Below are 25,325 nucleotides of genomic sequence, written 5' to 3'. Positions count from 1 at the left end.
AGATTGCAAGAGCTTTGCTGGTAGGAGCATTACTGTCAAGGGTCGATTGTTTCTTGCGGATTACTGGTCTTACCAGATAACGTCCTGGAACCATGAGTACCCGAGCGGCCGTGCGCGGACTGGAGACCATCCGTTGTTCGATTCAGCCCAACGTGCTGCTGGTGCGGCTGCACACCGACGACGGGCACGCCGGCCTCGGCGAGTCGTTCTTCGGGGCCGAGGCGGTCGAGGCGTACCTGCATGAGACCGTCGCCCCACTCCTCGTCGGCGCGCCGCTGCCCGGCCCGGAGCGGCTGCGCCGACTGCTCACCGGCCATGTCGGCTTCCAGGGCAGCGGTGTGGAGACCCGGGGCAACGGCGCGGTCGACCTCGCCGTGTGGGACCTGCTCGGCAGGACCACGGGGCAGCCGGTGTCCACCCTGCTCGGCGGGCCGTACCAGGACAGCCTTCCCGTCTACAACACCTGCGCCGGACCCGCGTACGTCAAGAACGAGCCGCGCCAGGCCGTGTCCAACTGGGGGCTGGCGACCGCCTCGCCGTACGACGACCTCCAAGGCTTCCTGGAGCGGCCGGCGGAGCTGGCCAAGTCCCTGTGGGACGAGGGGTTCCGCGCGATGAAGGTGTGGCCGTTCGACCAGGCGGCCGAGCGCACCGGCGGCACCCGGCTGGACCGGGCGGAGCTGCGGGCCGGTCTGCGGGTGCTGGACGAGATCAAGAACGCCGTGCCGGAGATGGAGGTCATGGTCGAGCTGCACGGGCTCTGGAACCTGTACGCGGCCGCCGGCCTGATGCGGGAGCTGGAGAGGTTCGCCCCGTTCTGGGTGGAGGATCCGTTGCGGGCGGACAGCCACGGCTCCTACGCGACCCTGCAGGCGGGGACGTCCGTGCCGCTGGCCACCGGCGAGACCCTGACCGGGCAGCGGTCGTTCCGCGAGCTGCTGGCACGCTCGGCGATCCGGGTGGCGATCATCGACATGGGCTGGTCGGGCGGGCTCACGGAGGCGCGCAAGATCGCCGCGCTCGCCGACTCGTACGACATCCCGTTCGCGCCGCACGACTGCACCGGGCCGATCTCCTTCGCGGCCTGCGTCCACCTGGCCCTGAGCCAGCCCAACACGCTGGTCCAGGAGAGCGTCCGGGCGTTCCAGCACACCTGGTACCAGGAGCTCGCGACCGGCCTGCCGAAGGTGGAGAACGGCACGGTGACCCTGGACGGACGCCCGGGACTGGGGGTGGAGCTCGTCCCCGGCCTCACCGAACGCGCCGACGTCACCACCCGGCTGTCCGGGACCCGGTCGTGAGCCGGCCGCTGATGAGGGCGCTGCGCTGGTTCGGCCGCGGCGACGTGCGGCTGGTCGACGCCGAGGTGCCCGCGCCGGGTCCAGGAGAGGTCCTGATCGCGGTCACGCTGTGCGGCGTGTGCGGCAGCGACAGCGAGGAGTACCGGTTCGGGCCGGTCGTGGTGCCGGTCGAACCGCACCCGCTGACCGGCCGGGCCGCGCCGCTCACCCTGGGACACGAGGTCGTCGGCGTGGTGGCGGAGGCGGGGCCCGGCGTGGCCCTTGACCCCGGCACCCCGGTCGTGCCGGATGTCGTGCTCGGCTGCGGCCGGTGCTGGTGGTGCGCCCGCGGCGACTACCCGCTGTGCGAGCGTGGCGCGGCGCTCGGGCTGCAGGCCGACGGTGGGCTGGCGGAGTACCTGGTGGCGCCGGCCGCTCGCTGCGTCCCCCTGCCCGACGGCATGCCCGCCGCCGTGGCCGTCTTCGCCGAACCGGCGGCGGTCGCGGTCCGCGCTCTCGACAAGGCCGGCGACGTGTCCGGGGCGGTGGTCGCGGTCGTCGGCGCCGGAGCCGTCGGCCTGCTGGTCGCCCAGGTGGCCAGGGCCCGTGGGGCGGCGACGGTCGTCGCGGTCGACCCGGACCCGGGCCGCCGCGCGCTGGCCCGCTCGTGCGGCCTGGTCGGCGTGGCGCCCGGCTCCGCCGTCGACGCCGTACGCGAACTGACCGACGGCCGCGGCGCCGACGCGGTGGTGGAGTGCGCGGGGCCGGCGGCCGCGGTGGAGAGCGCGCTGTCGCTGTGCCGGCGCGGCGGGACCACGGTCCTGCTCGGCGTGTCGCCGGAGCCGGCCGCCCTTCCCACCCTGAACGTGGTGCTCGGCGAGAAGCGGATCGTGGGGTCGGCCTCCCACCGGTGGGACACCGACCTGCGGGCCGCGGTCGCCCTGCTGCACGGCGGGCACGTCCGCGTCGACCGGCTGCCCACCCAGACCGTCCCGCTCTCGCAGGCCGTGGCGCGCGGCCTGGCCGACCCGCCGCGCGACGTCGTGAAGACGATCGTCGACGTGGCCGCTGAACAGTGAAGGTTCACTTGCCGACGCCCTCCGTGAGGCCGCGCAGGAACTGGCGCTGACCGATGAGGAACAGCACGATCGTCGGCAGCGCGGCCATGCTCAGCCCCGCCAGCATCACCGGCCAGTCGGTGAGCAGGCGGCTCTGCATGGCCATCAGCCCGACCGGCAGCGTCTTCAGCGAGTCATCACTGACGAACACCAGCGCGAACGCGAACTCGTTCCACGCGAACAGCGCCTGCAGCAACGCCGCCGACACCAGGATCGGCCGCGACATCGGCAGGATGACCCGCCAGAAGATCTGCGTGCTGGAGGCCCCGTCGATGGTGGCCGCCTCGTCCACGGACCGCGGCAGCTCGATCATGTACGCCCGGATCAAAAAGATAGTGAAAGGCACCCGGAAAGCCGTATAAAGCACGATCAATGCCCAGTACGTGTCGAAGAGCCCGACAGACGTCAAGAGGCGGAAGAGCGGGATCAGCGCCACAGTCGGCGACAGCAGCAGCCCGCCCAGCACCAGCAACGCCACCCCGTTGCCGAACGGCAGCCGCAACCGGCACATCCCGTAAGCGGCCCACGCGCTGATCAACGTCGTGGCCACGATCGTCGCCGAGGTGACGATCACGCTGTTGGTGAAGTAGCGGACGACACCCAGGTCCCAGGCCCGCGCCCAGTTCTCCCAGCGCAGCTCGCCGGGCAGCCCCCACGGCTGGTTGAAGATCTCCTGGTTGTCCTTGAACCCGCTGAGCACCATCCACAGCACCGGATAGAGCACGGCCACCCCGAACCCGGCCAGCAGGCTCCACCCCAGCAGCCGCGCCACGATGGTCCGCATCCGCACGGGCGTCCCAGTGCGCACCCTGGTCCCGTGCGCCGAGCCCGCCGGGCGGGTCAGGCTGGTCGAGCTCATGCGTCGTACCTCCGTCGGCGGGAGACGGCCAGTTGCGCGGCCGCGATGGCGAACGTGATGACGAAGATCACCGTGGCGATCGTGGCCGCGTAGCCCATGTCGTCCTCCATGAACGCCTTGCGGTACAGCCACGTGCCGAGCACCTGGCTGGAGTTGTCCGGCCCGCCGGCCGTCATCACCATGACCTCGTTGAACACCAGGAAGGCACCCGAGATCGTGAGGATGACCACCAGCGTGGTCATCTCCCGGACCATCGGCAGCGTGATCGAGAAGAACATACGCACCGGGCCGCCGCCGTCGACCTTGGCGGCCTCGTAGTACTCGCGGGGGATGCGCTGGATCGCCACCACGAACAGCACGGCGGTGTAGCCGACCGACTGCCACTGGCTCATCGCGATGACGCTCCAGATGGCCGACCCCTCCTCGCCCAGCCAGGCCTTGGCCAGCCGGCCGAGGCCGACGCCCTTGAGCGCCTCGTTCAGCAGGCCGTACCGAGGGTTGTAGAGGAAGGAGAACAGCACGCCCACGACCGTGATCGACATCGCGGCCGGGATGAAGTAGAGCGTGCGCAGCACCCCGCGCATCCGCCGCCCGACGAGCTCCTCCAGCAGCGCGGCCAGCACCAGCGACAACCCGCCCTGGAAGATCAGCGAGATCACGGCATAGGCGGTGTTGTTGCCCAGCGCCCGCCAGAACACCGGGTCGCCGAACGCCTCGGCGTAGTTGTCCAGGCCCACGAACCGGGGCTCGGGCGAGAAGGCGTTCCAGGAGAACAGGCTCAACCGCAGGTTGTCGGCGATCGGGTAATAGACGAACACCAGCAGGAGGACGACGGCGGGCAGCACCCAGGCCCAGGTCCGCCACCGCCTCAGCACGGTCACCCGACGTCCTTCTTGGCCTTGGCCGCCGCCTTCTGGACGCCGGCCATGACCTGCTCGGCAGTGCGGGAGCCCGACAGCATGCCCTCGACCCCGGACAGGTACGCGCCGGCGACCTCGGCGTTCGTGATCGTGTCCAGCCAGACGGCGAAGCTGCCGGCCTTGTCGATGTCCTTCAGGGCGTCGGTGAGCTGCGGGTAGGAGTTCTCGGCGGTGGCCGAGCCCTTGACCGGGCTGAGCCAGCCGATGTCCTTGGTCATCGTGGCCGCGTTCTCCTTGCTGGACAGGAACTTCAGGAAGTCGACGGCCAGGCCCGCGTTCTTGCTCTGGCCGTTGACCAGGAAGCCGTCGGGGGCGCCGGTCAGCGCGCCGGTGTCGCCGGGAGCGCTCGCCGGGGCGGGCAGGCGCAGGAAGCTCCAGTCGAGCTTCGACTTGTCGAGCACGTCGAACTCGACCGACTCCAGGTAGTGCATGGCCGCCTTCCCGTCCAGGAACTGCGCCTGCGCGGTCTCGTGCGACAGGCCGTTGGCGTCCTTGGTGCCGCAGCGGGACACCAGGTCGGCGAACTGCTTGAGCGCCGTGACGTAGCCCGGGTCGGTGAAGGCCCCGGTCGCCGGGGCGTAGTCGGTGGCCAGCGTCTTGGCGGGCACGTCATAGGCGTTCAGCTGGGTGATGAAGTGGATGGCCGCCCAGCCGTACTGGTTGCCGAAGGCGATGGGCTGCGTGCCCGCGGCCTTGAGCGTGTCGCAGGCGGTCAGCAGCTCCTCGAACGACTTGGGCACCTGCACGCCGGCCTTGGTGAAGACGGCCTTGTTGTAGGCGAGGTACTTGGCGTCGAGGTCGATCGGCATGCCGTAGTACTTGCCGCCGTACTGGAACGTCTTCAGCGCGGCCGGCGCGAACGTCGAGCCCCACGGGGTGTCCGGGCCGATGACACCGGTCAGGTCGGCGGCGAGCCCGGCCCGGACGAACTTGTTGGCGAAGTCGCCCGCCCACGAGAAGTAGATGTCCGGCAGGTCCTTCGACGCCGTGAGCACCCGGATCTTGTCCTTGTACGGCTGGTCGCCGACCTGTTCGAGCTTGATGTCGACCTTCGGGTTGGCCGCCTTGTAGGCCGCCACGACCTTCTCGAAGTAGGGCGCGTACTTCGGATCGGCGAACTTGGTGACCATCGTCAGCGTGCCCGACTTCTCCTTGGGCGCCGACAGGTCGGCCTTCGCGGGCGCTCCGGCGGAACCGCCGCCGCAACCCGCGGTGACCAGCGCGGTACCGAGGAGCAGCGCGGTCCAGCGATGCGTGTTCATGGGGTCTCCTTGGTGCTTGGCAGGGGGGCTTCGTGCCCGAAGGCGCCGTAGGAGGTGCAGGCGTGGGAGGCGTAGGCGGTGGCCGCGACGGCGAGCGCGGGCAGGTCCTCGCCGCGGGCGAGGCCGACCAGCAGGCGGGCGATGAACGCGTCCCCGGCCCCGAGCGTGTCCACCACGGCGACGGGCTCGGCCGCGCCCCAGACGACCACGTCCTCAGCGACCGCCAGGACGTCGGCTGCCCCGACGGCGGCTCCGACGGCGGTCTCGGCGGCGGTCCCGACGGCGGTCCCGGCAGATCCGGCGGCTTGGGAGACGAGGACGGCGCCGTGGGCGCCGAGGGTCACCGCCACCGTGGCCGGGCCGAGCGCCCGCACCCTCCGGGCCAGCGCGAGCGCCTCGTCCCGTGAGCCGGACGGGCTGGACAGGATCGCGATCCCGGCGTGCCGGGCATGCGCCTCGACGTACTCCCACGGGCGTTCGGAGAAGTCGAACGACAGCCGCCTGGCGTGCGCGGCCAGCTGGTCGAGCTGGCCCTCCAGGAACGAGCACTCGCCGGTGTGCACGATGTCGGCCTCCGCCAGCCGTACCAGATCGGCGGGGGAGAGGCGGAAGCGCGAGACGCCCTCGCGTCCGCCGGTGAACTTGCGCTCGCCCGCGACGAGACGGACGGTGGCGACGGCGTTCGGCCCGTCCACCGTCCGGAGTAGTGACAGGTCCACGCCCTCGGCGACCAGCGCGTCGCGCACCACGCGCCCGGCCGCGTCGGTGCCGACCGCGCCCAGGTAGCCCGACTCGGCACCCGTACGGCGGGCGTGCACGGCGACGTTGACGGCGTTGCCGCCCGGATACATGACGCCGAGGTCGGGATAGCAGTCGACGACGTTGTCCCCGACGGCCACCAGGCGAATCAAGCGTGGCTCCACACGTTCTCCTGTGACTGGGAAGGTTCTCACTCGCTTGAGTGAGAACGTTCTCAATCGCTGAGACGCATGTCAATAGCCCTCGTGAAATCCGCTACGGTGATCGCCTCTCGTCAGTGAGAGCATGATGGTCTGGACACGATCTAGCAGCCCGGGGGTGCGGATGAGCGGCAGCGCTCGGCGGAGCATGCCGTCGATCGAGGTCGTCGCCAAGGAGGCGGGGGTCTCCACCGCGACGGCCGGGCGGGCGCTCGGCGGCTACGGCTCGGTGAGCGGCAAGAGCCGCGAGGCGGTGCTGGCCGCCGCCGAACGGCTCGGCTACCGGCCCAACAGCCTGGCCCGCAGCATGATCACCGGGCTGACCCACACGCTCGGCGTCCTCGTACCCGACATCGAGAACCCGTTCTTCTCCCGCGCCCTGCGCGGCGTCGCCGACGTGGCGCACGAGCGCGGCTGGGAGGTGCTGCTGGTCAACACCGACGAGGACCTCTCGCTCGAACGCAAGGCGCTGGGCGTGCTCACCGAGCGGCGCGTCGACGGCCTCATCGTCGCGCCCACCGACACCGCCGACCGCGACGCCCTGCAGGGCGTCATCGACGCCGGGATCCCGATCGTGCTGCTCGACCGGCGCGTCCCGGGTCTCGACGCCGACACGGTCGGCATCGACAACCGCGCCGCCGCCAAGGACGCCACCGAACGCCTGCTCGCGCTGGGACACCGCTCCATCGCCTTACTGACCGGCGGCGATGAGAAGCTGCGGCCCCGGCTCGCCCGCCCGGGGCTGCGCGGCGTCGAACGCCTGGGCGCCACCACGGTCGGCGCCCGCGCGGCCGGATACCGCGACGCGTTGCTCGAGAAGGGCATCGAACCCCGGCCCGAGCTGGTCAGCGCCGAGGGTTTCCGCAGGGAGGACGCCGCCGCGGCCACCACCCGCCTGCTCGCGCTGCCCGACCCGCCGACCGCGATACTCGCCCTGGACAGCCTGCTCGCGCTGGGGGTGCTGCAGGCGCTCAAGCGGCTGGGGCTGCGCTGTCCCGCCGACGTGTCGCTGGTGGGCTTCGACGACGCCGACTGGGCCGAGGCGATCTCCCCGCCGCTCAGCGTGGTGGCCCAGCCGGTGTACGAGCTGGGGGCGGAGGCGGGCCGCCTGCTCCTGGACCGCGTCCACGGCACCGACCGCCGCCCCGTACACCGCCGCCTGCCCACCCGGTTCATCGAACGCGACTCGGCCGAGTCCGTCGGGACGAGCCCTTGAGCTCCTGAGCCACGGCGCTGCCGCTTCCATCCTCCCGACCACCGGGTTAACCTGCTGACTGAACGTCCGGTAGGTAATTCATCCAGGAGGGACCCCGCGGTGACTCCGCTACACAGCTACGTGTCCGGCCGGTGGCAGGTCCCGCCGGACGAGGGTGTGCCGTTGAAGGACGCCGTGACGGGCGAGGAGGTGGCCCGCGTCTCCGCGACCGGCGTCGACCGGGCGGCGGCGCTGGCGTACGGCCGCCGGGTGGGCGGTCCCGCGCTGCGGGAGCTGACCTTCCACCAGCGCGCCGCGCTGCTGAAGGCGCTGGCGCTGCACCTGCGCGAGCACCGCGAGGAGCTGTACGCGCTGTCCGCCCACACCGGCGCCACGCTCGCCGACTCGCGCTTCGACGTGGACGGCGGCCTCGGCGTGCTGTTCTCCTACGCGAGCAAGGCCAAGCGCGAGCTGCCCAACGACACCATCCTGGTCGAAGGCCCCGCCGAGCCGCTGAGCAAGGGCGGCACCTTCCTCGGACAGCACATCTGCACGCCGCTGCCCGGCGTCGCGGTGCAGATCAACGCCTTCAACTTCCCCGTCTGGGGGCCGCTGGAGAAGCTCGCGCCCGCGTTCGTGGCCGGGATGCCCAGCCTGATCAAACCGGCCAGTCAGACGGCCTACCTGACCACTCGCCTGGTGGAGCTGATCGCCGAGTCCGGCATCCTGCCCGAAGGGACCGTGCAACTGCTCTGCGGGGAGGCCGGTGACCTGCTCGACCACCTGACTGAGCAGGACCTGGTGGCCTTCACCGGATCGGCGTCCACCGCGCTGCGGCTGCGCCACCACCCGGCGGTGACCGGCCGCTCGGTGCGCTTCAACGCCGAGGCCGACTCACTGAACTGCTCGATCCTCGGGCCCGACGCCCGTCCGAGCACGGCCGAGTTCGACCTGTTTGTCAAGCAGCTCGTCACCGAGATGACCGTCAAAGCCGGGCAGAAGTGCACCGCGATCCGCCGCGCGCTGGTCCCCGCCGAGGTGATCGACGACGTCGCCGAGGCGACCGCGGAGCGGCTGGCGCGGGTGAAGGTGGGCAACCCCGCCAACCCGGACGTACGCATGGGCGCGCTGGCCGGCCTGGAGCAGCGCGAGGAGGTCCGGCGCGCGCTCAAGGCACTGCTGGACGCGAGCCGCCTCGTCTATGGCAGCCCCGACCGGGTGGACGTGATCGACGCGGACGCCGAACGCGGTGCGTTCCTGTCACCGATCCTGCTGCGCGCCGACGACCCAGAACGCGGCGAACCGCACGAGGTGGAGGCGTTCGGACCGGTCAGCACGCTGCTGCCCTACCGCACGGCCGAGCAGGCCGTCGAGCTGGCCGCGCGGGGACAGGGCAGCCTGGTCGGGTCGATCGTCACCGCGGACCCGGCCTTCGCCCGGCAGGTGATCATCGGCGCCGCCCCCTGGCACGGGCGGCTGCTGGTGCTGAACGAGGAGGACGCCAAGGAGTCCACCGGGCACGGCTCCCCGTTGCCCGCCCTCATCCACGGCGGCCCCGGCCGGGCCGGCGGGGGTGAGGAGATGGGCGGCGTCCGGGGCGTACTCCACCACATGCAGCGCACCGCGGTGCAGGCCGGGCCGTCCATGCTCAGCGCGTTGACCGGCCGCTGGGTGCCCGGCGCGCCCAGGGCCGACGGCGAGCACCCGTTCCGCAAGCACCTGGGAGAGCTGAAGGTGGGGGACACGGTGGTGGCGGGGCCGCGCACCGTGACCCTCGAGGACATCGAGCACTTCGCCGAGTTCACCGGCGACACCTTCTACGCTCACATGGACGAGGAGGCGGCCCGCGCCAACCCGTTCTTCGGCGGGCGGGTCGCGCACGGCTACCTCGTGCTGTCGTTCGCGGCCGGGCTGTTCGTCTCGCCCGACCCCGGCCCCGTGCTGGCCAACTACGGGCTGGAGAACCTGCGCTTCCTCACCCCGACCTTCCCCGGCGACGCGCTGACCGTGACCCTCACCGCCAAGCAGATCACCCCTCGCGAGGATGCTGACTACGGCGAGGTGCGCTGGGACACCGAGGTCACCAACCAGGACGGCGCCGTGGTCGCCAAGTACGACGTGCTCACCTTGGTGGCCAAGGGCTGACCGCGCCGGTTCAGCCGCGTCCCGACCAGCAGGCCGTGGCGCGGCTGACCGCACTGCTTGAGCCGCGTCCCGACCAGCCCGGGACGCGGCTGACTATCCGGCTTCAGCCGCGTCCGGACCAGTAGGCCGCCGCACGCTGCCACGCCGCGCTGCCGACCGCCCGGCCGAGGGCCCGGCCCTGCAGGTCGCCGGCGCGGAAGTGGATGCCGCCGTACCTGCGCGACAGCCCGGCCTCGTCGGCTGCGTCGCTGAAGGTACGCCAGCGCAGCGTCACGTCGTTCGCGGGGGTCACACCCGGCTCCACCTGCGACGAGCCCTTCGCGATCACCGTCGAGCCGCCGAACGCGTCGCCGCCGGTGAAGCGCCGCAGCACCTCGGCCGCGGCCGCGCTGAACGTGCTGTGGCCGGAGACGTACTCGGCGAACGGCGGCGTCGGGAACGTCGGCACCTGGTAGGGCACCCACGTCGCGCCGTCGATCACCCGGCCGCCCCAGGTCGCGATCTGCTGCCCCTGGTACAGGAAGCGGACCGCGGTGATCGGGCGTACCGAGTCGTAGTGCCGCTTGACCTCCCACGAGGCGATCCCGGCGTCCTGCACCGAGTTGGCCAGCGCGAAGAACATCTTCACGTCCTGGTCGAGGCTGTGCCCGTCACGCAGGGAGATCTGCTGGGCGAACAGGCACCAGTGTCCCGGCGGCGTCTCGCTGTTGGGGCCGTCGGCCCAGTATTCCGCGATCGCCTTCTGGCGGTCGGTCAGCGCGGCGGTGCCCGCCACGATCTCGGCGGCCTGCGCACGGTAGGCGGCCGTGCCGTACGTGGCGGGCGCGGGCACACCGCCGGCCAGATCGCGCGCGCGACCGCTGAAGGAGGCGACCCCGCCCCAGTGCGGCGCCAGGAACGGCGGCGTCACCACCACCCCCGCTTTGTTGCGGTACGTGAGCGGCTGCCACCGGCTCGGATCGTTGACCGTGGTCAGCGGGTCGGCGACCACCATCGGGGCATTGACCGGCGCGTAGCCGGTGGTGTCGGCGTAGCCGCCGAGCTGGTTGGCGCCGTCGGCGTGCCGGTAGTCGAGCACCGCCGTGCAGGCGGCCAGACCGGTTTGGGCCGGTTGGCTGGACTGGTCGGCCGGGTCGTAGCCCAGCTCGGTCATCAGGGCGTCGAACCCGGCCCGCTGCGCCGGATAGAGATCGACGGCCGCCTGATGGGCCGCGTAGCTGATCGCCTGCGCGCGGTTCGCCTCAGTACGCTCGGCCGCGGGCCGCCGCAGCGACCCGCCCAGCCGGGTGCCGACGGCGACCGGGTCGTAGGCGGCCCACGCGTCATAGGCGCAGGTGTGCACGGTGGCCAGCGCCCTGGCCACCAACGGCGGCCCCAGCGTGCCGCCGCGCACCGCCGCGAGCAGCGCGGTGTTCCACCTGACCACCACGTTGGGCTGCGCCGTCGTCGCCGCCTCCGGATGCGCGGGTAAGGCGGGCAGGACGAGCGCGGTGGCGGTCACCAGGGTGAGCGCGATCGCGCGTAAGGACGTCGGGACGGGCATGACAAAGTCTCCTCGCGTTGCGGGCCCCCGTGTGCCCGGTAGGGAGAGGCTTCCATGCTCGAACGCGCTTTCGAACTATCCCACCGGTAAGAGCTGCCTTCCCCTGCCTCAGGGAACCCGTCTGCCCCGGGTGATCGCGAAGTGTACGGCGTTTGACACCCCTGACGGCTAACCGCTATCTATTGGCTAACCGTTAGGGGGTGGAGCGTAAGGCGCAGCGCTGTATCGCCTTGACGACCCCAGCGACGGCTTGACGGAAAGGGAGCATGAAGTGGCATCCGGCATTCGGCGATTCATGGTGGACACGGGGGAGCCCCGTGGGTGGGTGTCCCCCAGGACAGATCTGGTGACGGCGCTGCTCGGCATCTGGTTCGGGGTCGGATTGATGATCGACGCCTGGGCGCACAGCAACCTGGCGGAGCTGGAGACCTTCTTCACTCCATGGCACGCGGTGTTCTATTCCGGCTTCGCCGTGGTCTCCGGCTGGATCATCTGGCAGGTCTGGCGCAACGTGCGTGCCGGGCGGCAGGGGTTGGCGGCCGTCCCCACCGGTTATCTCGCCGGGTTGGTAGCGATTCCCGCGTTCGCCGCCTTCGGGCTCGCCGACATGATGTGGCACACCATTCTCGGCATCGAGACGACCATCAACATCTTTTTCAGCCCGTCCCACCTCGGCCTCGTCGTGACGATGATGCTCATCATCACGACACCGCTGCGCTCGGTGTGGAACGCCCCCGACATCGGCGCCCGGCCGGCACTCGGCCGCCTGCTGCCCGCGCTGATCGGGCTCGCGTTCGCCACCACGCTGGTGTTGCTGTTCCTGTCGTACGGCGACGCCATGCAGTACCGCCCCGCGGGCATCGTCCAGGCGTTCTCCATGCTGCAGGACTCGGGCGCCGGGCCGCAGGGCGCCGGGCCGGGGGGTGTCGGCCCCGCACCGGTGGGCCCAAGCGCCGAGCGGATGGCCGCCGCGATGGTCATTACCAACGTCATCATGCTCAGCCCGGTGCTGTTCCTGGTGCGCCGCTGGCTGCTGCCGTTCGGCTCGGTGACCGTCATGTACGCGATCATGGTGCTGATGCCGGGTGCCCAGACGGGGTTCCGCAACGTGCCGATCCTGTTGTCGTTCGTGGCCGCCGGGTTCGTGAGCGACCTGCTGATCCGCCGGCTGCGGCCGTCGGGTGAGCGGCGCGCCTCCTACTGGGCCTTCGCCGGACTGTCGGCCTTCGCCACCTGGTCGCTGTACATCGGGGTCGCCTCGGCCGTGGGGGGTGGCCTGCCCACCGTGCCCGAGTTGTGGACCGGCGCGCCGGTCATCGCCGGGCTGATCGGGCTGGCACTCGGGGCACTGCTCCTGCCCAGCGCGGTCACCGCCGGGCCGGTTTCGCCCTGGGCGGCCGGCGCAGAGCGGGCATGATCCGAGGTCTGTGCCTTGCCGCCGCCCTCGTGCCGGGGTGACCGCCCCCGGCCGCACAACCTCACGGGCGCACGTATCGGCGGCTCGCCCCGTGCGGGTTCAGCGGGCGTATTCCTGGAGGCCCTCAGCCACGTGCGGTGGGTGGGGCCGGCCCATGCTTGCCGTACAGGAAGATCGCCTTTCGCATGAAACGGGAAGCTACGCGATCAGGGACGGCAGCAGGGCGGCATCGGAGATCAGGGTGGCGGGGGAGAGGCGTGACGTCGGAACCAGGCCGTTGACCAGCGCCAGGCAGCGCATGCCCGCAGCCTCCGCCGCCATCACCCCGTAAGCGCTGTCCTCCACCACCACGCACCGCTCGGCCGGCACCCCCACCGCACGCGCCGCGAACAGGAACAGATCGGGCGCGGGCTTCCCCCGCGCCACATCCTCGGCGCTGAACACGTTCCCGCCGAACCGCTCCGCCAGCCCTGTGAGCTCAAGACTGCGGCGGATCTTCGCGTGGCTCCCGTTGGACGCCACACACACCGGCACGCTGAGCTGGTCCAGGGCCGCCACGATCCCCGGCACGGGAACGAGCTCCGCCGCCAGCGCCGCCTCGTGCGACGCCGTCAGCCGCTCACGCCACCCCGGCGGGACGTCCCCGACGACCCGATCCCACTCCTCGTCGCTGCACCCGACGAACCGGGCGGCGTACTCCTCCTCATCGATCGACCACCCCAGCTCCCGCAGCGCCGCCGTGCCCACGCGCACGGAGATGCGCTCGCTGTCCACGAGCACCCCGTCACAGTCGAAGATGACGAGCTCGACCGACAAACCGCCTCCTTTCCGAGAGGTATCGCCGGGCGGCGAATCGCTCTGAGAGGGGTCGCCGCCCGGCGAGGGGATCAGTAATCCACCTGGAACATGTAGTTGCGCTTGTCCAGGTCGTGGCCGCGCACGGCCTCGTAGTGGCGGGCCAGCCGGTCCATGAGCACGGCGATCGCCAGCGCGGACACCTCGCCGCGCAGCGCCGTCGGGATGCCGGGCAGCGTGAGGTCCGCCGTGTCGATGTGGAAGGTCTTCTTGGTCGCGTACGTGTCGAGGAAGCGCTTCGCCCGTTCGGCCATGGCCCGCGACGGGTCCTCGCCGAGCAGGTTGATCACCGCCACGTCGTCGTTGATCACCTCGAACGCGCCCTGGAAGAACTCGCCCGAGTTGAAGCCCGCCGCGTGCTTCCACTGCATCTCCTGCAGGAAGCACATGGCCAGCCCGTACGCCCAGCCATAACTGGGGCCCGACCCGAGCACATAGGTGATCGGCTCGTCCTTCAGCGCCTCGGCGATGACCCGCGCCCGCTCCTCACCCTCGTGCGCGGTGGCGACCATGGCCTCCGGGAGCGCGTCGAGGGCCCGGTCGAGCAGTGCCCAGTCGCGTTCCACCCCTGACCTGCGCAGCAGGGCGTAGGCCGCCAACTGCATGAACAGGTCGCTCTTGCCGGTGAAGGCCACGTCGGCCGCCTCGGCGAGCGGGCCACCCTCCTTGGTCACCACGGCCACGGTCGCGCCGGTGCTCTTGGCGTACTGCGCGGCGGCGACGGTCTCCTTGGTCTTGCCGGTGTACGAGGCGAGGAACACCAGCGAGCCGTCGCCCAGGCGCCGCGGGCGGCCGGTGTTGAGCTCGTCGCTCTGCAGCTTGTAGACGGGCCAGGTGCCTTCGTTCTCGAGCAGGTAGTGGCCCGGGTAGGCGGCGATGAGTGAGCCGCCGGCGCCCACGAAGAACACGTTGCGCAGGCCCCTGTCGATGGCGCCCGAGACGAGCTCGTCCAGCCGGGCGCGCTGGTCGAGCGTCTCGCGGGTCTTCTCGGCCAGGTCGGACTCGATCGGTTTGAGCGGCAGCAGGTCGGTCACGGATGTCTCCCAGTCCGTTTGAGAACGTTCTCAGTCATGCGTTGATAACGTTCTCACTCGTACCGAGAATGAGTCAAGGGGTCGCTCGATTACCCAGGTGGCAGCGTCTTCGCACCACTGCACAAGACGCTCTTCCACATAGCGAGAGAACGCGGTGCCTAGCCGTTCGAGGGTCGCGGTCACCAGTCGAGTTCTACGACTTCTACATCTACGGCACGGCCGCCGCGCTGGTGTTCAACACCGCGTTCTTCCCCGGCATGGCCCCGCGCCCACAGCCTCGGCGGCGTGCTGGGCGGAGCGGTGCCGCCGCTGGTCGCCACCGGCCTGCAAGTCGGCGGTCTTGTCACCCGGAGCGCCCCTCCAGCCGGTAGTACACCGTGAGGCGGTACCGAGCTGGAGGACACGATGGCGGATGGGTTCGCCGAGTATGTCGGGCAACGACATGAGCGGTTGTGCCGTACGGCGTATCTGCTGACCAGGGACTGGGCGACAGCCGAGGACCTGGTGCAGACCGCGCTGGTCAAGGCGTGGGGGGTGTGGCGCAGGATCGAGGCCGACCCCGACCGGTACGTGTACCGGATCCTCGTCAACACGCACGCCTCGTGGTGGCGGCGGCGCTGGCGGAACGAGGTGCCGACCGAAGTGCTGCCCGAGGGCCTGATCGAGCCGGGCTTCGAGACGAGTGTCGCGGAACGCTCGGCCCTCTGGGTGGCGGTCGGCGACCTGCCGCCCCGGCAACGGGCGGTCCTCGTCCTGCGCTACTTCGAGGATCTGACCCCGCAGCAGGTGGCCGACGCGCTCGGCTGTTCGGAGGGCAGCGTGAAGAAGCAGCTCAGCAGGGCGCTGGCGCGGCTTCGGGTGGATCCCGCACTGCACGAGCTGAAGATGGAGGCGCTTCCATGACCCAGTACACCGAGGACGACCTGCGGATGGTGTTCGCCGAGCACAGCGCCCGCGACGACGGGCGGGCGCCCCTGGTGAGCGAGATCAGGCGGCGGGGAGCCAGGACGCGGCTGCGCAGGCGGGTGACGACGGGAGCGGCGCTGGCGGGGGCCGCCGCGGCGGTCGTGGCCTTCGCCGGGGTGATGGTGCCGTCGCTCGGCGCTCCGATCGCGGGCTCCACGGCACACGTCCTGACGGCGACCGGACTCCCGCCGACCGTGACGAGCCCGCAGGGGCCGCTGTCGCTGCTCTTCGACCAGACCTACCGGGCCGTGGGGGAGAGGGTGCGGGTCACGTTCCAGCCGACCAGCGTCTACACCGGCTTCGCGATCAAGTGCGCCGATCCGAAGGTGTGGCTGCTGGTGCGGGACGCGAAGGCCACATGGAGCACTTTCGGCCGATGCGGTGTACGGGGGAGCGGCCTCGACATCCAGAACGACGAGAAGTCCGTGACACCGGACTGGCTGTGGGCACAGCAGACCCTGGAGATCTGGGTCTTCCCCGCCGACACGCCGATCATGGGCTCGCCCAGTTGCACGCTTGCCGACCGGCGGGAGGGGAGATGCGATCGACCGTGGGATCGCGAGGCGGTCCCCAAGATGCCGGAACGGCTGGCGGCCGAGCTCGGCCCTCAGAAGGGCAGCACCTGGACGCTGGGGATCTATGACAAGGCCGGCTCATGACCCGCGCCCCGTCTCTAGTCGAGCCAGATCCGGGCGAGGCGGCGGCGGGCGCGCGGGTCTTCGGTGAACGCGGTACGGCCGTGCAGGACCACGTCATTGTTGACGAGCAGGAGATCGCCCGGCCGTAGCGAGAAGCGCAGCACCAGGCCCTGATCGGTGAGGATCTCGTCGAAAGCGTCCAGGGCGGCCACAGCGCCTGGCGTCAGTGGTTTCCCGGCGGCTTCCTGGCCGCGTTCGATCCAGTGGCGGTTGTACTGGACCCGGACCCGGCCCGCCCGTCGCTCGAAGACCGGATAGACGCGGTCGAAGTCGGTGATCGTGCCCGCGCCGAAGTGGAAGTCCTCGTAGAGCTCCGGCAGCAGGTCGGGACGCTCTTCCAGAAGCCGGTCATGTACGGAGTGGCCGCTCACCATCAGCGACTCTCCGCCGCGAACGGCCGCGCGGAGGCAGAGCAGGCCGACCAGATGCGGCGGGCCGGGCGGGCCGCCCCGGTCGGTGTGGAAGGCGAGCCCCTGGTCGTCCATGCCTCTGCGCGGCTGATTCTCGCCGGTGGTCACCAGGCCGGTCTTCTGGGCGCGTGGCGTGCCGATGAGCGAGCCGAACGTGTAGCACAGCTGGTCGATCTGCTCCTCAGACCAGCCCTCGACCGGCCACCCCCGGATCACCATCAGACCGGGACCCTCTTCGAGGGCGGCCTTGGCCTTCTTGGCCGGCAGCGTCAGCGCTGAGGCGTGGAAGAGCGGTTGGTCGATGTGGTGCAGCCAGTCCGGTTCGCGCAGGGTGGACCTGGTCCATGCCATCGGGCCGCCTATCGGTGTCGCGTCGATCAACATCGTGGTGTCTCCCGGTGATCGTGCCGCCTGTACTACGGCGTACCCGGTTCACCGGTCTGATGCCGCCGCTGGGCCTTCACTCGATGAGCGGGCCAACGGTCAGCACGCCCCTGTACGCCCACGTCAGCCGATGGCCGGTTCGTCGTTCTGGTCGCCCTGCGATTTGACGGGCACGCGGGTCGCCATTTATCTTCATCGTTCAGATACTTAACTGAGAAGCTAATATGTCACTCCTGAGGGCCTGATTTCCGGGGCGTCCCCCCATGGGAAGGAGTCCTGCCATGGACGACTGGTATGTGGACGACCGCTGCATGAACTGCGATGCCGCCCGGCAACTCGCGCCCGACCTGATCGGCGAGGTCGGCGGAAGGTCGCAGGTCCTGCGCCCGCCGAGCGACGAGGCGGAGATACAGCGCCTCCACGCGGCCGCCTTCGCCTGCCCCACCCGCTCGATCCGCCCGGCATCCGGGCCGCTGGACCAGGCGCTCGACCCATTTCCGATGGCCTTGGGCGACGACGTACTGCTGTGCGGACACAACTCCCAGCAGACCGCCGGCGCCAACTCCTACCTGCTGCTGCGGCCTTCCGGCACGGTCATGATGATCGACACACCGCGCTGGAGCCGTGAACTCGCCGCGCGTTACGCGGCCTCGGGCCAGGTCACCGATGTACTGCTCACACACCGAGACCACGCCGCACACGGCCGCCGCTACGCGGACCATTTCGGCGCCCACCTGTGGATCCACGAGGGCGACCTCGACGCGGCACCGAACGCGGACAAGGTGATCCGAGGCCTGGAACCTCTGGAGATCGGCGAGGGCGTCACCGCCCATCCGCTGCCCGGCCACACCCCGGGCAGCGTGCTCTATCTCGCGGACGACCGATACTGCTTCAGCGGAGACAGCTTCTACTGGTCACGCACCACCTGCGATCTGGAAGTCGCGGACAGCGTGACCTGGTACTCCATCGAGGAACTGGCCGCCTCCCTGGCCAGGACGGCCGGGCGGCTGCGATTCCAATGGATCCTGCCAGGCCACGGTGACCGCCACCGCCTGACCGCCGACGAGATGTCCCGGCGGCTGCGAGCGCTGGCAGAACGTACGCGACTACTACGGCCCGGCCCGATCGACTTCACGGCAGTTCGCTGGTGAGGGACGATACACCATGACGATTCTGGGAACCCTGCTCAAGAACAAGCGCGCCGGCGAAGCTCATCTGGCCTGGAACCTCCCCGCCTTGGCCGGACCTGAGGTGCTGGGCCTGAACAGCTCCGATTTCGAACACGAGGGTGTGATCCCCAAGGCCCACGCCGGCAAGCGCGCCGGTGGCGAGAACCGCTCTCCCGCTCTTGCCTGGAGTGGCACACCCGAAGGCACAGCCCAGCTGCTGCTGGTCGTCCAGGACATCGACTCTCCCACCCGCATCCCGTTCGTCCACTGCGTCGCCCTACTCGAACCCGATCTCGTCGCGCTGTCCACCGGAGCCTTGAACGCGGGGAGTCTGGTCCAGGGAGTGCGGGTCCTTCGCTCGGGAATGGGGCGCGGCTACCTGGGCCCCGAACCGATCAAGGGACACGGCCCGCACCGGTACGTCTTCCAGCTGTTCGCCCTGCCCACCGCCATCACCTCGGCGGAAGGCGACGCGCCGCTCGACACCGCCAAGCCCAGGGCGGTGCTCGTCACCGCAATCGGCCCAGCCTTGGCCCGCGGCCGCCTCGACGGCCTCTACACGCGCTGAGTGGGTGTCACCGCATCACGGCCGGATCATCTCCGTGGTTACCGCGGGGTCCGGTCGCCCTTCGGTGCCGGGCCTCAGTGCTTTCTCATAGCAGCGGGTCAACGGCTGATTCGTGTACATCCCATAGCGCTCGCCAAGCACGTATCCGCTGTCTTCGTACAGAGCGATCGCCTCAGGCTGCTTGACGCCTGTCGCCAAGCGCACGGTCTGGTATCCCATCTCCCGGGCCAGGTCCTCCAGCGCCGCCAGAAGCATGCGGGCGATTCCCCGCCCACGGAATTCGGGCGCGACGTACATGCGCTTGAGCTCACCCATGTCCGCACCCGCCGGCTGAATGGCGCCACACCCGGCAGCACAGGTCCCGACGTAGGCGACGAGATAGCGAGCTCCCGCCTTGACAACAGACCGACCCTCGGCACCGTAACGGCGCACCAGCTCGGCGAACGCCGCATCGAGCAACCCGGCCAGGTCGGCATCGGCAACGGTCCGCTCCTCGATCAGCATGCACACATGTTATGAGCTGATTAATCCGCCGGCTGAACCGCTATCGGGACTCGGTGATCGGCACCACCTCCGCGCACCGGCGGCGATGGCGCAGTCAGCCTCTTGGGCCTGCTTTTGACACCCTTCGCTGTCCGGGACGGGAGTCCGAGCAAGCGCTGAGGCCTGTGGAGTCGGCTTCGACCTAAGCGGAGGCGATCGCCAGCCCGAAACTCAGCGGATGAAGCAGACGGAAAGCTTGCCCGTGACGGGGTCCTCGCCATAGTCGGACCAGTCCGCGTCGCCCGCGAACCGAGTCCAGTCCGCCTTACTGATGGTCTTCTGGTCAGCCATGCTCCCGCACATGGTTTCCACTGGATCCGCGACGATCTCCCGCAGATCGGCGAGGTTCCACACGGACAACCCCCTGTCGGGACTGGCCATCAGGGCGACTCCGCCATCAGCGTCTAGCGCCACGCTGTTGATCTCCTGCGTGTATCCCTTCAGGTTGGCCAGCCGGACAGGGCGGGCCGGATCGGAAAGGTCCCACAGAAAACCCGTGCCACTGCCACCGGCCATGAGGGCGGTCTTGCCGTCTGGAGTCAAGGCCACGTCGTACATGTCGGTTGCGGGCAGGGCCAGCATGGCGGCGTGAGTCGGATGCGTCCGGTCGTCGAGCCTCCAGACATCAGCCCGGTCCCGGTTCGCAACGACGATCGTACGCCCGTCCGCGCTCATGGCCGTCGCCTCGGCGAAGCCGGCAGGAAGCGCTAGATCGGCCCGTTTGACCGGCCGCACGGGATCAGCCAGGTCCCAGACGCTCACCGAATGGTCCTCGCCGGTGACGGCGGTCCGGCCATCCGCGCTCAGTCTCACATCTCCTATGTGGGAACCGTGGGCTTTGGTGATCGACAGGCGCACCGGACGAGAGGGTTTGGCCAGGTCCCACACGATGATATTGCCGCTGAAATCGGCCGTCATGGCGATGCGCGCGTCACGGGTCAATGCCACAGCCTGCACGCTGTTCGCGAAATCGTCTTCCGGCTCGCCCGGCAAAGTGGCGAGCCGGACTGGATGTGCCGGGTCCGTCAGATTCCACACGATCGTGGCGCCATCGTCGCCGCCGATCAACGCGGTGCGGCCGTCGAATGACAACTCCAGTGTGCTGACGCCTTTCTTGTTTCCCGTCAGGACGGCGAGCCGATCGGCTTTGTCGGTGAATGCGACCTCGGGATCAAGCCAGGTTTTGAGGTCCCACACGCCCACCCCATCGGTGTCCCCGGTGAGAGCGATCCGTCCGTTGCCGCTGAGAGCCACCCCATCGACGCCGCTACTGGCGAGCGAGTAGACGTCCGTACGACGCCACATGACGAGAGTGTCTATCAACCCTGCCCGGGTCTGCTCATCCGCGTGGATTTTGACCGCGGCCAATCCGAGGTCCTGTGCTTTGACCGGGTCGTCATCGCGGAGTTCCGCGGCATGCAGCGCGAGCCCGCGGGCCACCGCGACACGCTCCTGCGCCGATGCCCGCTCGTGCTCGCGCCACACCGCCGACCCCATGACCGCCAGGCATAAGACCAGCGAGGCGGCGAGCGCGACAGGGAGCATTCTCCCGAGCGGCCGGCCGCGTCCCGGCGCTTCGGCCGTGTCGTTCAACGTCTCTCCTTCAGAAACCTCGGCAGGCCGTGAGGCACGTCAGCTCGGACGATCGGTGAACTTCCTCAGGTCAGAGCGGCATGTACTTCATGCGATGAACGTACATATAGCTTGACCCACACGCAGAACCTACTACGCCATATTGATAAATTGAAGTTGGCTGATGCGGGAGAGGCTCTGGACATCGAGAGACTTGGCATAAGCGAATGGGCTGTGGGTGAGAGGCGGGCGATCGCTGATGTGGATCGAATTATTGGGGATATTCCGTAGCAGCCTTTTAGACGACAGTTGTCAATTCAGCCGAGCAGTTCGCGGGTGGCGGCGTTTTCGAGCCAGGCGGCGTATCGCTCGACCGGCCAGCCGCGGTGCCGGCGCAGTAGCTGGTGCATGTGGGGTGAGGCGAGCGCGTAGAGGGTGTCGGCCGCGGTAGTGGGATCGAGGCCGTCGCGGAGTGCGCCACGCTGGTGCAGCGCCGTCGTGAGGGCGAGATGCACCCGGTGGGTGGCATCAGCCCCGGCGTCGGCGGCGGCGCGCATGTCGGGGTCCGCGCCGGCCGCTTCGACGCTGACCATGATCAGGTCGCCGGCGCGTTCGAGTAGATGGGTGCTGTAGGTGATCAGTTGCGCGATCGTGGCCCGCGGGTCGACCTGGTGGCGAGCGGCGGTCATTTCGGGACGGTCGAAGACCCGTACCGGTTCCTCGTCGCCCACCGTGGCCACGCTCAGCGTATGGGTGAACAGCGCCGCCTTGGTCGGGAACGCATCGTAGAGCGTTCGTTCGCCGACACCCGCCGCGGAGGCGACCTCCCGCATCGTGGTGGCGACGTACCCGCGCTCGACGAAAAGCCGTGCGGCGGCGTCTCGGATGCGCGCACGAGTGGCCGCTGCCGACGCGGCGCGCGCCGCGGATCGATATGCCCTCTTGACGTCGCCGCCCATGCCCTTCATCCTACAGATATTAGCCGCAGTTGCACTGCGCCCAATATGGGGGTCCGATGACCAGCCCGATCCTGTCCGGCATCCATCACGTGAAGATCCCGGTTTCCGACCTCACTCGGTCCGTGCAGTGGTACGGGCAGGTCTTCGGTTTCGCCGTGACCACGGAGTTCCCAGAGGCCGACGGCACGGTGCTCGGTGTCGCCGGCACCGTGCCCGGTCTCGGCGACACCCAACTCACGCTGCGCGTCAACCGAGACGCCGCACAGGGATGTGTCGGGTTCGACCCGGTCAGCTTCGCCGTTGACGACCTCGCCGACGTCCATGCCTGGGCGGCCCACCTCGACACCCTCGGCGTCGCCCACTCACCGGTGATCGAGGCAACGGTCGGCTGGCTCCTGGTCTTCGACGACCCCGACGGGATCAGCCTTCATCTGTACAGCTGGGCGGGGCACGGCGTCGACCATTCTGACCGGCCCGGCTACGGACGAGCAGTTACCACTGCATGACCAGCGCATACGACGCCCAGTCGCAGGCCGGTCGCGCCGGCGGCCAGTACGCACTGACCACGATCACTGGAAGCTTGCCGTGGACGCGGCGGAGCGGAACGCCGGATGGTACGCCGGCGAGATCATCGCAGCCGGGGAGTGCTCAGGCGCGACCGCTGGGCTTGGAGGGTGCTCAGTCCTGTCCGGGGAACAGCAGTGACAGCTCCCGCGGATAAGCCGCGATCAGCCGCAGCTCGTCGTCCGTGAGCGGCCGTCCGGTCATCGCGTTGCAGAGCTGGACCAGCCGGAACGCCAGATCCTCCTCCCGCACCTCGACGCCGAGCCCGTCCATGACGTGCCTGAACCCGGCCTTCCCGCCGTACTCACCGGTCAGCACGACCCGCCCGCTGCGCGCGTGCCAGTCCTCGGGGAACGGCCCGAGCGTCGCCTCGTCGTACAACTCGTAGTTGCCGTGATCCTTCAGCGCCCCGTCCGCGTGAATGCCCGACTCGTGCGCGAACGCGTTCCGCCCCACCCCCACCTGGTTGTACGGCAGAGCCTGCCCGAACGCGTAACTCGCCCACAGCCCGAACCTGCGCGCCCATGACAGATCGATGGCGTCACCGATCTCCGCCTCCAGCCCGAAGCCGTGCTCGAAGGCGAGGATGGTGGACAGCAGGTCGGCGTTGCCGGAGCGTTCGCCGATGCCGTTCACGCAGGTGTTGATCCACGCGTCCTGCCCGGCCTCCAGGTCGCCGAGCGCGCCCGAGATGGAGTTGGCCACGGCCAGGCCGAGGTCGTTGTGGCAGTGCGTCTCGACCGGCATCCCGACGGCCGAGGCCAGCTTGGCGAAGCGCTCGCGGATCCGGTCGGGCGTGTCGCCGCCGATGGTGTCGCAGTAGCGGACCCGGTCGGCGCCCGCCTCCTTGGCCGCCAGCGCGAACTCCAGCAGGAACCCGTCATCGGTCCGCGACCCGTCCTCCGCGTTGACGCCCACGGTCAGCGCGCCCGCCGACTTGGCCGCCCGCACGGCCGCCGTCATCTCCCTGATGATCGCGTCGCGGTCGAGCCGGCCGCGGAACTTGTTCTGGATCATGTAGTCCGACGTGGAGATGGACAGGTTGTAGTGCTTCAGGCCGAGCGGCGCCGCCTTCTCCACGTCCTGCGGCACGCCGCGGCACCAGCCCGACAGTCGCAGCTCGCCGAACGCGCCCGCCTCGGCCAGCGCCGTCTGCGCCCGTACGTAGGGGACCTCATGGAACAGGAAGGGGAAACCGATCTCGGACTGAGCCACACCGAGTTTGGCCAGGTAGAAGTTGACCATGGTCTTGCCGAACTTCGAGAGGCCGGTGCGCGCGGTCTGCACGCCGTCCCGGTTGGTCACATCGAGGAAATGAACTTTGGGCATGCCCACACGTTGACACGCACATTCAATGTGTATCAATATTGATTTTCATCAACGTGGGAGGCTGGGCGTGGAGTGGATCGACGCGGCGACGGCGGCCGAGCGGCTCGGTGTGAAGCCCGCCACCCTCTACGCGTACGTGAGCCGCGGGGTGCTCAAGCGCCGCCACGGTGATGATCGGCGCAGCCTGTTCGACGCGGGGGAGATCGAGCAGCTGGCCCGGCGCGGGCGGCCGCGCAACCAGCCGCCGGAGCTGGTCATCGAGTCGGGCATCACCGCACTCGGCCTCGACCGCCCGTACTATCGCGGTCTCGACGCCCTCGACCTGGCCAGAACCACCGACTTCGAGACGGTGGCCGAGTGGCTGTGGACGGGAGACCCCGAGGTCTTCACCCCCGCCTCCGAGCACCACTCCGATACGGTCCACGGATCCGAGCACCGCTCCGGTACGGCCCTCGCCCCCGAGCACCGCTCCGGTATGGCCCTCGCCCCCGAGCACCGCTCCGGTACGGCGGACGGCTCCGGCTCAGCGCGCATGCCGCGTGGGCCTGGCGGAATGCCTGGCCGGATGCCCGGTCGAGTGCACGGCTGGGTGCGCGATCCCGAGACGTCGCAGGCCGCCGTCGCAGCTCAGCGCGGCCTGCCCGAAGGACTGCTGCCCCTGGACCGCCTCCAGGTGATCACCACGGTGCTCGGCGCCACCGACTCGCTCCGCTACCAGCTCGATCCCGCCTCCGTCGCCGCCACCGGCCGTCGCCTCATCTCCGGCCTGGTCGACGCCCTGCCGGCCCTCCACACCCCCGGCGGCGAGTCGATCGCCGAGCGGCTGTGGTCCCGCCTGTCTCCGCACTCCGCCAGCCCGCCCCTCCTCGCCGCCCTGCGGGCCGCGCTCGTGCTGCTCGCCGACCACGAACTGGCCGCCTCCACCCTGGCCGCCCGGGTGGCCGCCTCCGCTCGGGCCGACCCGTACGCCGTGGTGCTGACCGGCCTCGGCGTGCTCGGCGGCCCGCTGCACGGCGGCGCGTGCTACGCGGCCGAACGGCTGCTGACCGAGGTCAACGAGCCCGGCCAGGCCACCCGCGTGATCGCCGAGCGGGTACGCAGGGGCGAGCGCATCCCCGGCTTCGGCCACAGCGTCTACAAGAACGGCGACGCCCGCGGCAGCTTCCTGCTCGACCTGGTGGCGGAGGCCGCACCGGACCACGAACGCGTCGCCGTGGCGCGGGCCGTACTGGCCGAAGTCCGCCGGCGACGCCTGCCCGACCGGAACGTCGACTTCGCGCTCGCCACCCTCGTGGGCGTCGCCGGGATGCTGCCTGGGTCCGGCGAGGCGATCTTCGCGGTGGCCAGGGTGGCGGGATGGCTGGCCCACGCGATGGAGGAGTACGCCAAGGGCTCCCTACTCCGCCTCCGCGCCTCGTACGTCGGCCCGCTGATCAGGTGACGGCCCTGGACGTGCCCACCGATCAGACGACGGCCCGCAGCCGTGGAGCACGTCCGCGCTCATATAGCAGCACCGCAAACACGTGAGTCACGTCCGCGCTCATGTAGCAGCACCGCAAACACATGAGTCACGTCC

At 69.9% G+C, this 25,325-nt stretch carries 23 protein-coding genes; 11 read left to right on the top strand and 12 right to left on the bottom strand.

What is annotated here, in order from left to right; translation table 11 throughout:
- The first annotated feature begins 92 nt into the window (after window positions 1-92).
- Both AB0B91_RS01470 and AB0B91_RS01465 read left to right on the top strand, forming a co-directional pair.
- Window positions 93-1,301 (top strand): mandelate racemase/muconate lactonizing enzyme family protein, encoded by a 1,209-nt coding sequence (locus AB0B91_RS01470; protein WP_358313469.1) that lies wholly within the window; start codon window positions 93-95, stop codon window positions 1,299-1,301.
- Window positions 1,298-2,359, top strand: coding sequence for an alcohol dehydrogenase catalytic domain-containing protein (locus AB0B91_RS01465; RefSeq protein WP_358313466.1), 1,062 nt, complete (start codon window positions 1,298-1,300; stop codon window positions 2,357-2,359). Before AB0B91_RS01470 ends, AB0B91_RS01465 begins: the two co-directional genes overlap by 4 nt.
- Window positions 2,360-2,363: 4 nt before the next feature.
- Here the strand turns inward: AB0B91_RS01465 and AB0B91_RS01460 are convergent, their stop codons facing one another.
- Genes AB0B91_RS01460 through AB0B91_RS01445 form a run of 4 tightly spaced genes read right to left on the bottom strand, consistent with a single transcriptional unit; the run spans window position 2,364 to window position 6,362 of the window.
- On the bottom strand, window positions 2,364-3,257 hold the full coding sequence (locus AB0B91_RS01460; RefSeq protein ID WP_358313463.1) for a carbohydrate ABC transporter permease: 894 nt from the start codon (window positions 3,255-3,257) through the stop codon (window positions 2,364-2,366).
- Window positions 3,254-4,138 (bottom strand): sugar ABC transporter permease, encoded by an 885-nt coding sequence (locus AB0B91_RS01455; RefSeq protein ID WP_358313460.1) that lies wholly within the window; start codon window positions 4,136-4,138, stop codon window positions 3,254-3,256. The genes AB0B91_RS01460 and AB0B91_RS01455 overlap by 4 nt, the downstream gene beginning before the upstream one ends.
- Window positions 4,135-5,439, bottom strand: a complete 1,305-nt coding sequence (locus tag AB0B91_RS01450) for an extracellular solute-binding protein (RefSeq protein ID WP_358313457.1) — start codon at window positions 5,437-5,439, stop codon at window positions 4,135-4,137. The genes AB0B91_RS01455 and AB0B91_RS01450 overlap by 4 nt, the downstream gene beginning before the upstream one ends.
- Entirely contained in the window at window positions 5,436-6,362 is a 927-nt protein-coding gene (locus AB0B91_RS01445) for a PfkB family carbohydrate kinase (RefSeq protein WP_358313454.1), read from the bottom strand. The genes AB0B91_RS01450 and AB0B91_RS01445 overlap by 4 nt, the downstream gene beginning before the upstream one ends.
- A 160-nt stretch (window positions 6,363-6,522) precedes the next feature.
- Between AB0B91_RS01445 and AB0B91_RS01440 the strand changes: the two genes are divergently transcribed.
- A complete protein-coding gene (locus tag AB0B91_RS01440; RefSeq protein ID WP_358313451.1) occupies window positions 6,523-7,614 on the top strand; it encodes a LacI family DNA-binding transcriptional regulator in 1,092 nt (363 codons plus the stop codon).
- A gap of 99 nt (window positions 7,615-7,713) precedes the next feature.
- The gene (paaZ, locus tag AB0B91_RS01435; RefSeq protein WP_358313448.1) at window positions 7,714-9,738 is read left to right on the top strand and encodes a phenylacetic acid degradation bifunctional protein PaaZ; all 2,025 of its coding nucleotides are present in this window, start codon (window positions 7,714-7,716) and stop codon (window positions 9,736-9,738) included.
- Window positions 9,739-9,841: 103 nt separating this feature from the next.
- On the opposite strand, the gene AB0B91_RS01430 is transcribed toward paaZ, so the two are convergent.
- Window positions 9,842-11,281, bottom strand: coding sequence for a vanadium-dependent haloperoxidase (locus AB0B91_RS01430; RefSeq protein WP_358313445.1), 1,440 nt, complete (start codon window positions 11,279-11,281; stop codon window positions 9,842-9,844).
- A 325-nt stretch (window positions 11,282-11,606) separates the two neighbouring features.
- On the opposite strand from AB0B91_RS01430, the gene AB0B91_RS01425 reads away from it, so the two are divergent.
- Window positions 11,607-12,698 carry a hypothetical protein gene (locus AB0B91_RS01425; protein WP_358313442.1) on the top strand — a complete coding sequence of 364 codons (1,092 nt, stop codon included), beginning with the start codon at window positions 11,607-11,609 and terminating at the stop codon, window positions 12,696-12,698.
- A gap of 198 nt (window positions 12,699-12,896) precedes the next feature.
- Here AB0B91_RS01425 and AB0B91_RS01420 read toward each other — a convergent pair whose 3' ends face one another.
- Both AB0B91_RS01420 and AB0B91_RS01415 read right to left on the bottom strand, forming a co-directional pair.
- Window positions 12,897-13,514 carry an HAD family hydrolase gene (locus AB0B91_RS01420; RefSeq protein ID WP_358313439.1) on the bottom strand — a complete coding sequence of 206 codons (618 nt, stop codon included), beginning with the start codon at window positions 13,512-13,514 and terminating at the stop codon, window positions 12,897-12,899.
- Between the two features lie 71 nt (window positions 13,515-13,585).
- Entirely contained in the window at window positions 13,586-14,587 is a 1,002-nt protein-coding gene (locus AB0B91_RS01415) for an SIS domain-containing protein (protein ID WP_358313436.1), read from the bottom strand.
- Window positions 14,588-14,992: 405 nt separating this feature from the next.
- Between AB0B91_RS01415 and AB0B91_RS01410 the strand changes: the two genes are divergently transcribed.
- Window positions 14,993-15,490 carry a SigE family RNA polymerase sigma factor gene (locus AB0B91_RS01410; protein WP_358313432.1) on the top strand — a complete coding sequence of 166 codons (498 nt, stop codon included), beginning with the start codon at window positions 14,993-14,995 and terminating at the stop codon, window positions 15,488-15,490.
- The gene (locus AB0B91_RS01405) at window positions 15,487-16,212 is read left to right on the top strand and encodes a hypothetical protein (RefSeq protein ID WP_358313430.1); all 726 of its coding nucleotides are present in this window, start codon (window positions 15,487-15,489) and stop codon (window positions 16,210-16,212) included. Before AB0B91_RS01410 ends, AB0B91_RS01405 begins: the two co-directional genes overlap by 4 nt.
- A 14-nt stretch (window positions 16,213-16,226) precedes the next feature.
- Here AB0B91_RS01405 and AB0B91_RS01400 read toward each other — a convergent pair whose 3' ends face one another.
- Window positions 16,227-17,045 carry a TauD/TfdA family dioxygenase gene (locus AB0B91_RS01400; RefSeq protein WP_358313427.1) on the bottom strand — a complete coding sequence of 273 codons (819 nt, stop codon included), beginning with the start codon at window positions 17,043-17,045 and terminating at the stop codon, window positions 16,227-16,229.
- A gap of 281 nt (window positions 17,046-17,326) precedes the next feature.
- Here AB0B91_RS01400 and AB0B91_RS01395 point away from each other — a divergent pair, with 281 nt between their 5' ends.
- Window positions 17,327-18,196, top strand: coding sequence for a ferredoxin (locus tag AB0B91_RS01395; RefSeq protein ID WP_358313424.1), 870 nt, complete (start codon window positions 17,327-17,329; stop codon window positions 18,194-18,196).
- Window positions 18,197-18,209: 13 nt separating this feature from the next.
- A complete protein-coding gene (locus tag AB0B91_RS01390) occupies window positions 18,210-18,782 on the top strand; it encodes a YbhB/YbcL family Raf kinase inhibitor-like protein (protein ID WP_358313421.1) in 573 nt (190 codons plus the stop codon).
- A 15-nt stretch (window positions 18,783-18,797) separates the two neighbouring features.
- Here the strand turns inward: AB0B91_RS01390 and AB0B91_RS01385 are convergent, their stop codons facing one another.
- The 3 genes from AB0B91_RS01385 to AB0B91_RS01375 all read right to left on the bottom strand — a co-directional run bounded on the left by AB0B91_RS01385 (window position 18,798) and on the right by AB0B91_RS01375 (window position 21,865).
- A complete protein-coding gene (locus AB0B91_RS01385; protein ID WP_358313418.1) occupies window positions 18,798-19,286 on the bottom strand; it encodes a GNAT family N-acetyltransferase in 489 nt (162 codons plus the stop codon).
- A 210-nt stretch (window positions 19,287-19,496) separates the two neighbouring features.
- A complete protein-coding gene (locus tag AB0B91_RS01380; protein WP_358313415.1) occupies window positions 19,497-20,918 on the bottom strand; it encodes a WD40 repeat domain-containing protein in 1,422 nt (473 codons plus the stop codon).
- 296 nt (window positions 20,919-21,214) lie between these two features.
- Window positions 21,215-21,865 carry a helix-turn-helix domain-containing protein gene (locus AB0B91_RS01375; RefSeq protein ID WP_358313352.1) on the bottom strand — a complete coding sequence of 217 codons (651 nt, stop codon included), beginning with the start codon at window positions 21,863-21,865 and terminating at the stop codon, window positions 21,215-21,217.
- Window positions 21,866-21,912: 47 nt separating this feature from the next.
- Here AB0B91_RS01375 and AB0B91_RS01370 point away from each other — a divergent pair, with 47 nt between their 5' ends.
- Window positions 21,913-22,362 (top strand): VOC family protein, encoded by a 450-nt coding sequence (locus AB0B91_RS01370; protein ID WP_358313349.1) that lies wholly within the window; start codon window positions 21,913-21,915, stop codon window positions 22,360-22,362.
- A 172-nt stretch (window positions 22,363-22,534) separates the two neighbouring features.
- Here AB0B91_RS01370 and AB0B91_RS01365 read toward each other — a convergent pair whose 3' ends face one another.
- Complete coding sequence (locus tag AB0B91_RS01365) at window positions 22,535-23,749, bottom strand: hypothetical protein (protein WP_358313346.1); 1,215 nt, start codon at window positions 23,747-23,749, stop codon at window positions 22,535-22,537.
- A gap of 67 nt (window positions 23,750-23,816) precedes the next feature.
- On the opposite strand from AB0B91_RS01365, the gene AB0B91_RS01360 reads away from it, so the two are divergent.
- Complete coding sequence (locus AB0B91_RS01360; RefSeq protein ID WP_358313343.1) at window positions 23,817-25,190, top strand: citrate synthase; 1,374 nt, start codon at window positions 23,817-23,819, stop codon at window positions 25,188-25,190.
- Window positions 25,191-25,325: the final 135 nt, after the last annotated feature.

It is taken from the genome of Nonomuraea sp. NPDC049141, assembly GCF_040648415.1.
Taxonomy (GTDB): domain Bacteria; phylum Actinomycetota; class Actinomycetes; order Streptosporangiales; family Streptosporangiaceae; genus Nonomuraea.
This window is presented reverse-complemented; position numbering and strand designations above follow the sequence as displayed.

Excerpts from the sequence above, each read along its gene's own strand:
- AB0B91_RS01470 (WP_358313469.1), top strand. The coding sequence starts at position 93 with ATGAGTACCCGAGCGGCCGTGCGCGGACTGGAGACCATCCGTTGTTCG.
- AB0B91_RS01460 (WP_358313463.1), bottom strand. The coding sequence starts at position 3,257 with ATGAGCTCGACCAGCCTGACCCGCCCGGCGGGCTCGGCGCACGGGACC.
- AB0B91_RS01450 (WP_358313457.1), bottom strand. The coding sequence starts at position 5,439 with ATGAACACGCATCGCTGGACCGCGCTGCTCCTCGGTACCGCGCTGGTC.
- AB0B91_RS01440 (WP_358313451.1), top strand. The coding sequence starts at position 6,523 with ATGAGCGGCAGCGCTCGGCGGAGCATGCCGTCGATCGAGGTCGTCGCC.
- AB0B91_RS01430 (WP_358313445.1), bottom strand. The coding sequence starts at position 11,281 with ATGCCCGTCCCGACGTCCTTACGCGCGATCGCGCTCACCCTGGTGACC.
- AB0B91_RS01410 (WP_358313432.1), top strand. The coding sequence starts at position 14,993 with ATGGCGGATGGGTTCGCCGAGTATGTCGGGCAACGACATGAGCGGTTG.
- AB0B91_RS01405 (WP_358313430.1), top strand. The coding sequence starts at position 15,487 with ATGACCCAGTACACCGAGGACGACCTGCGGATGGTGTTCGCCGAGCAC.
- AB0B91_RS01400 (WP_358313427.1), bottom strand. The coding sequence starts at position 17,045 with ATGTTGATCGACGCGACACCGATAGGCGGCCCGATGGCATGGACCAGG.
- AB0B91_RS01395 (WP_358313424.1), top strand. The coding sequence starts at position 17,327 with ATGGACGACTGGTATGTGGACGACCGCTGCATGAACTGCGATGCCGCC.
- AB0B91_RS01390 (WP_358313421.1), top strand. The coding sequence starts at position 18,210 with ATGACGATTCTGGGAACCCTGCTCAAGAACAAGCGCGCCGGCGAAGCT.
- AB0B91_RS01385 (WP_358313418.1), bottom strand. The coding sequence starts at position 19,286 with ATGCTGATCGAGGAGCGGACCGTTGCCGATGCCGACCTGGCCGGGTTG.
- AB0B91_RS01375 (WP_358313352.1), bottom strand. The coding sequence starts at position 21,865 with ATGAAGGGCATGGGCGGCGACGTCAAGAGGGCATATCGATCCGCGGCG.
- AB0B91_RS01370 (WP_358313349.1), top strand. The coding sequence starts at position 21,913 with ATGACCAGCCCGATCCTGTCCGGCATCCATCACGTGAAGATCCCGGTT.
- AB0B91_RS01365 (WP_358313346.1), bottom strand. The coding sequence starts at position 23,749 with ATGCCCAAAGTTCATTTCCTCGATGTGACCAACCGGGACGGCGTGCAG.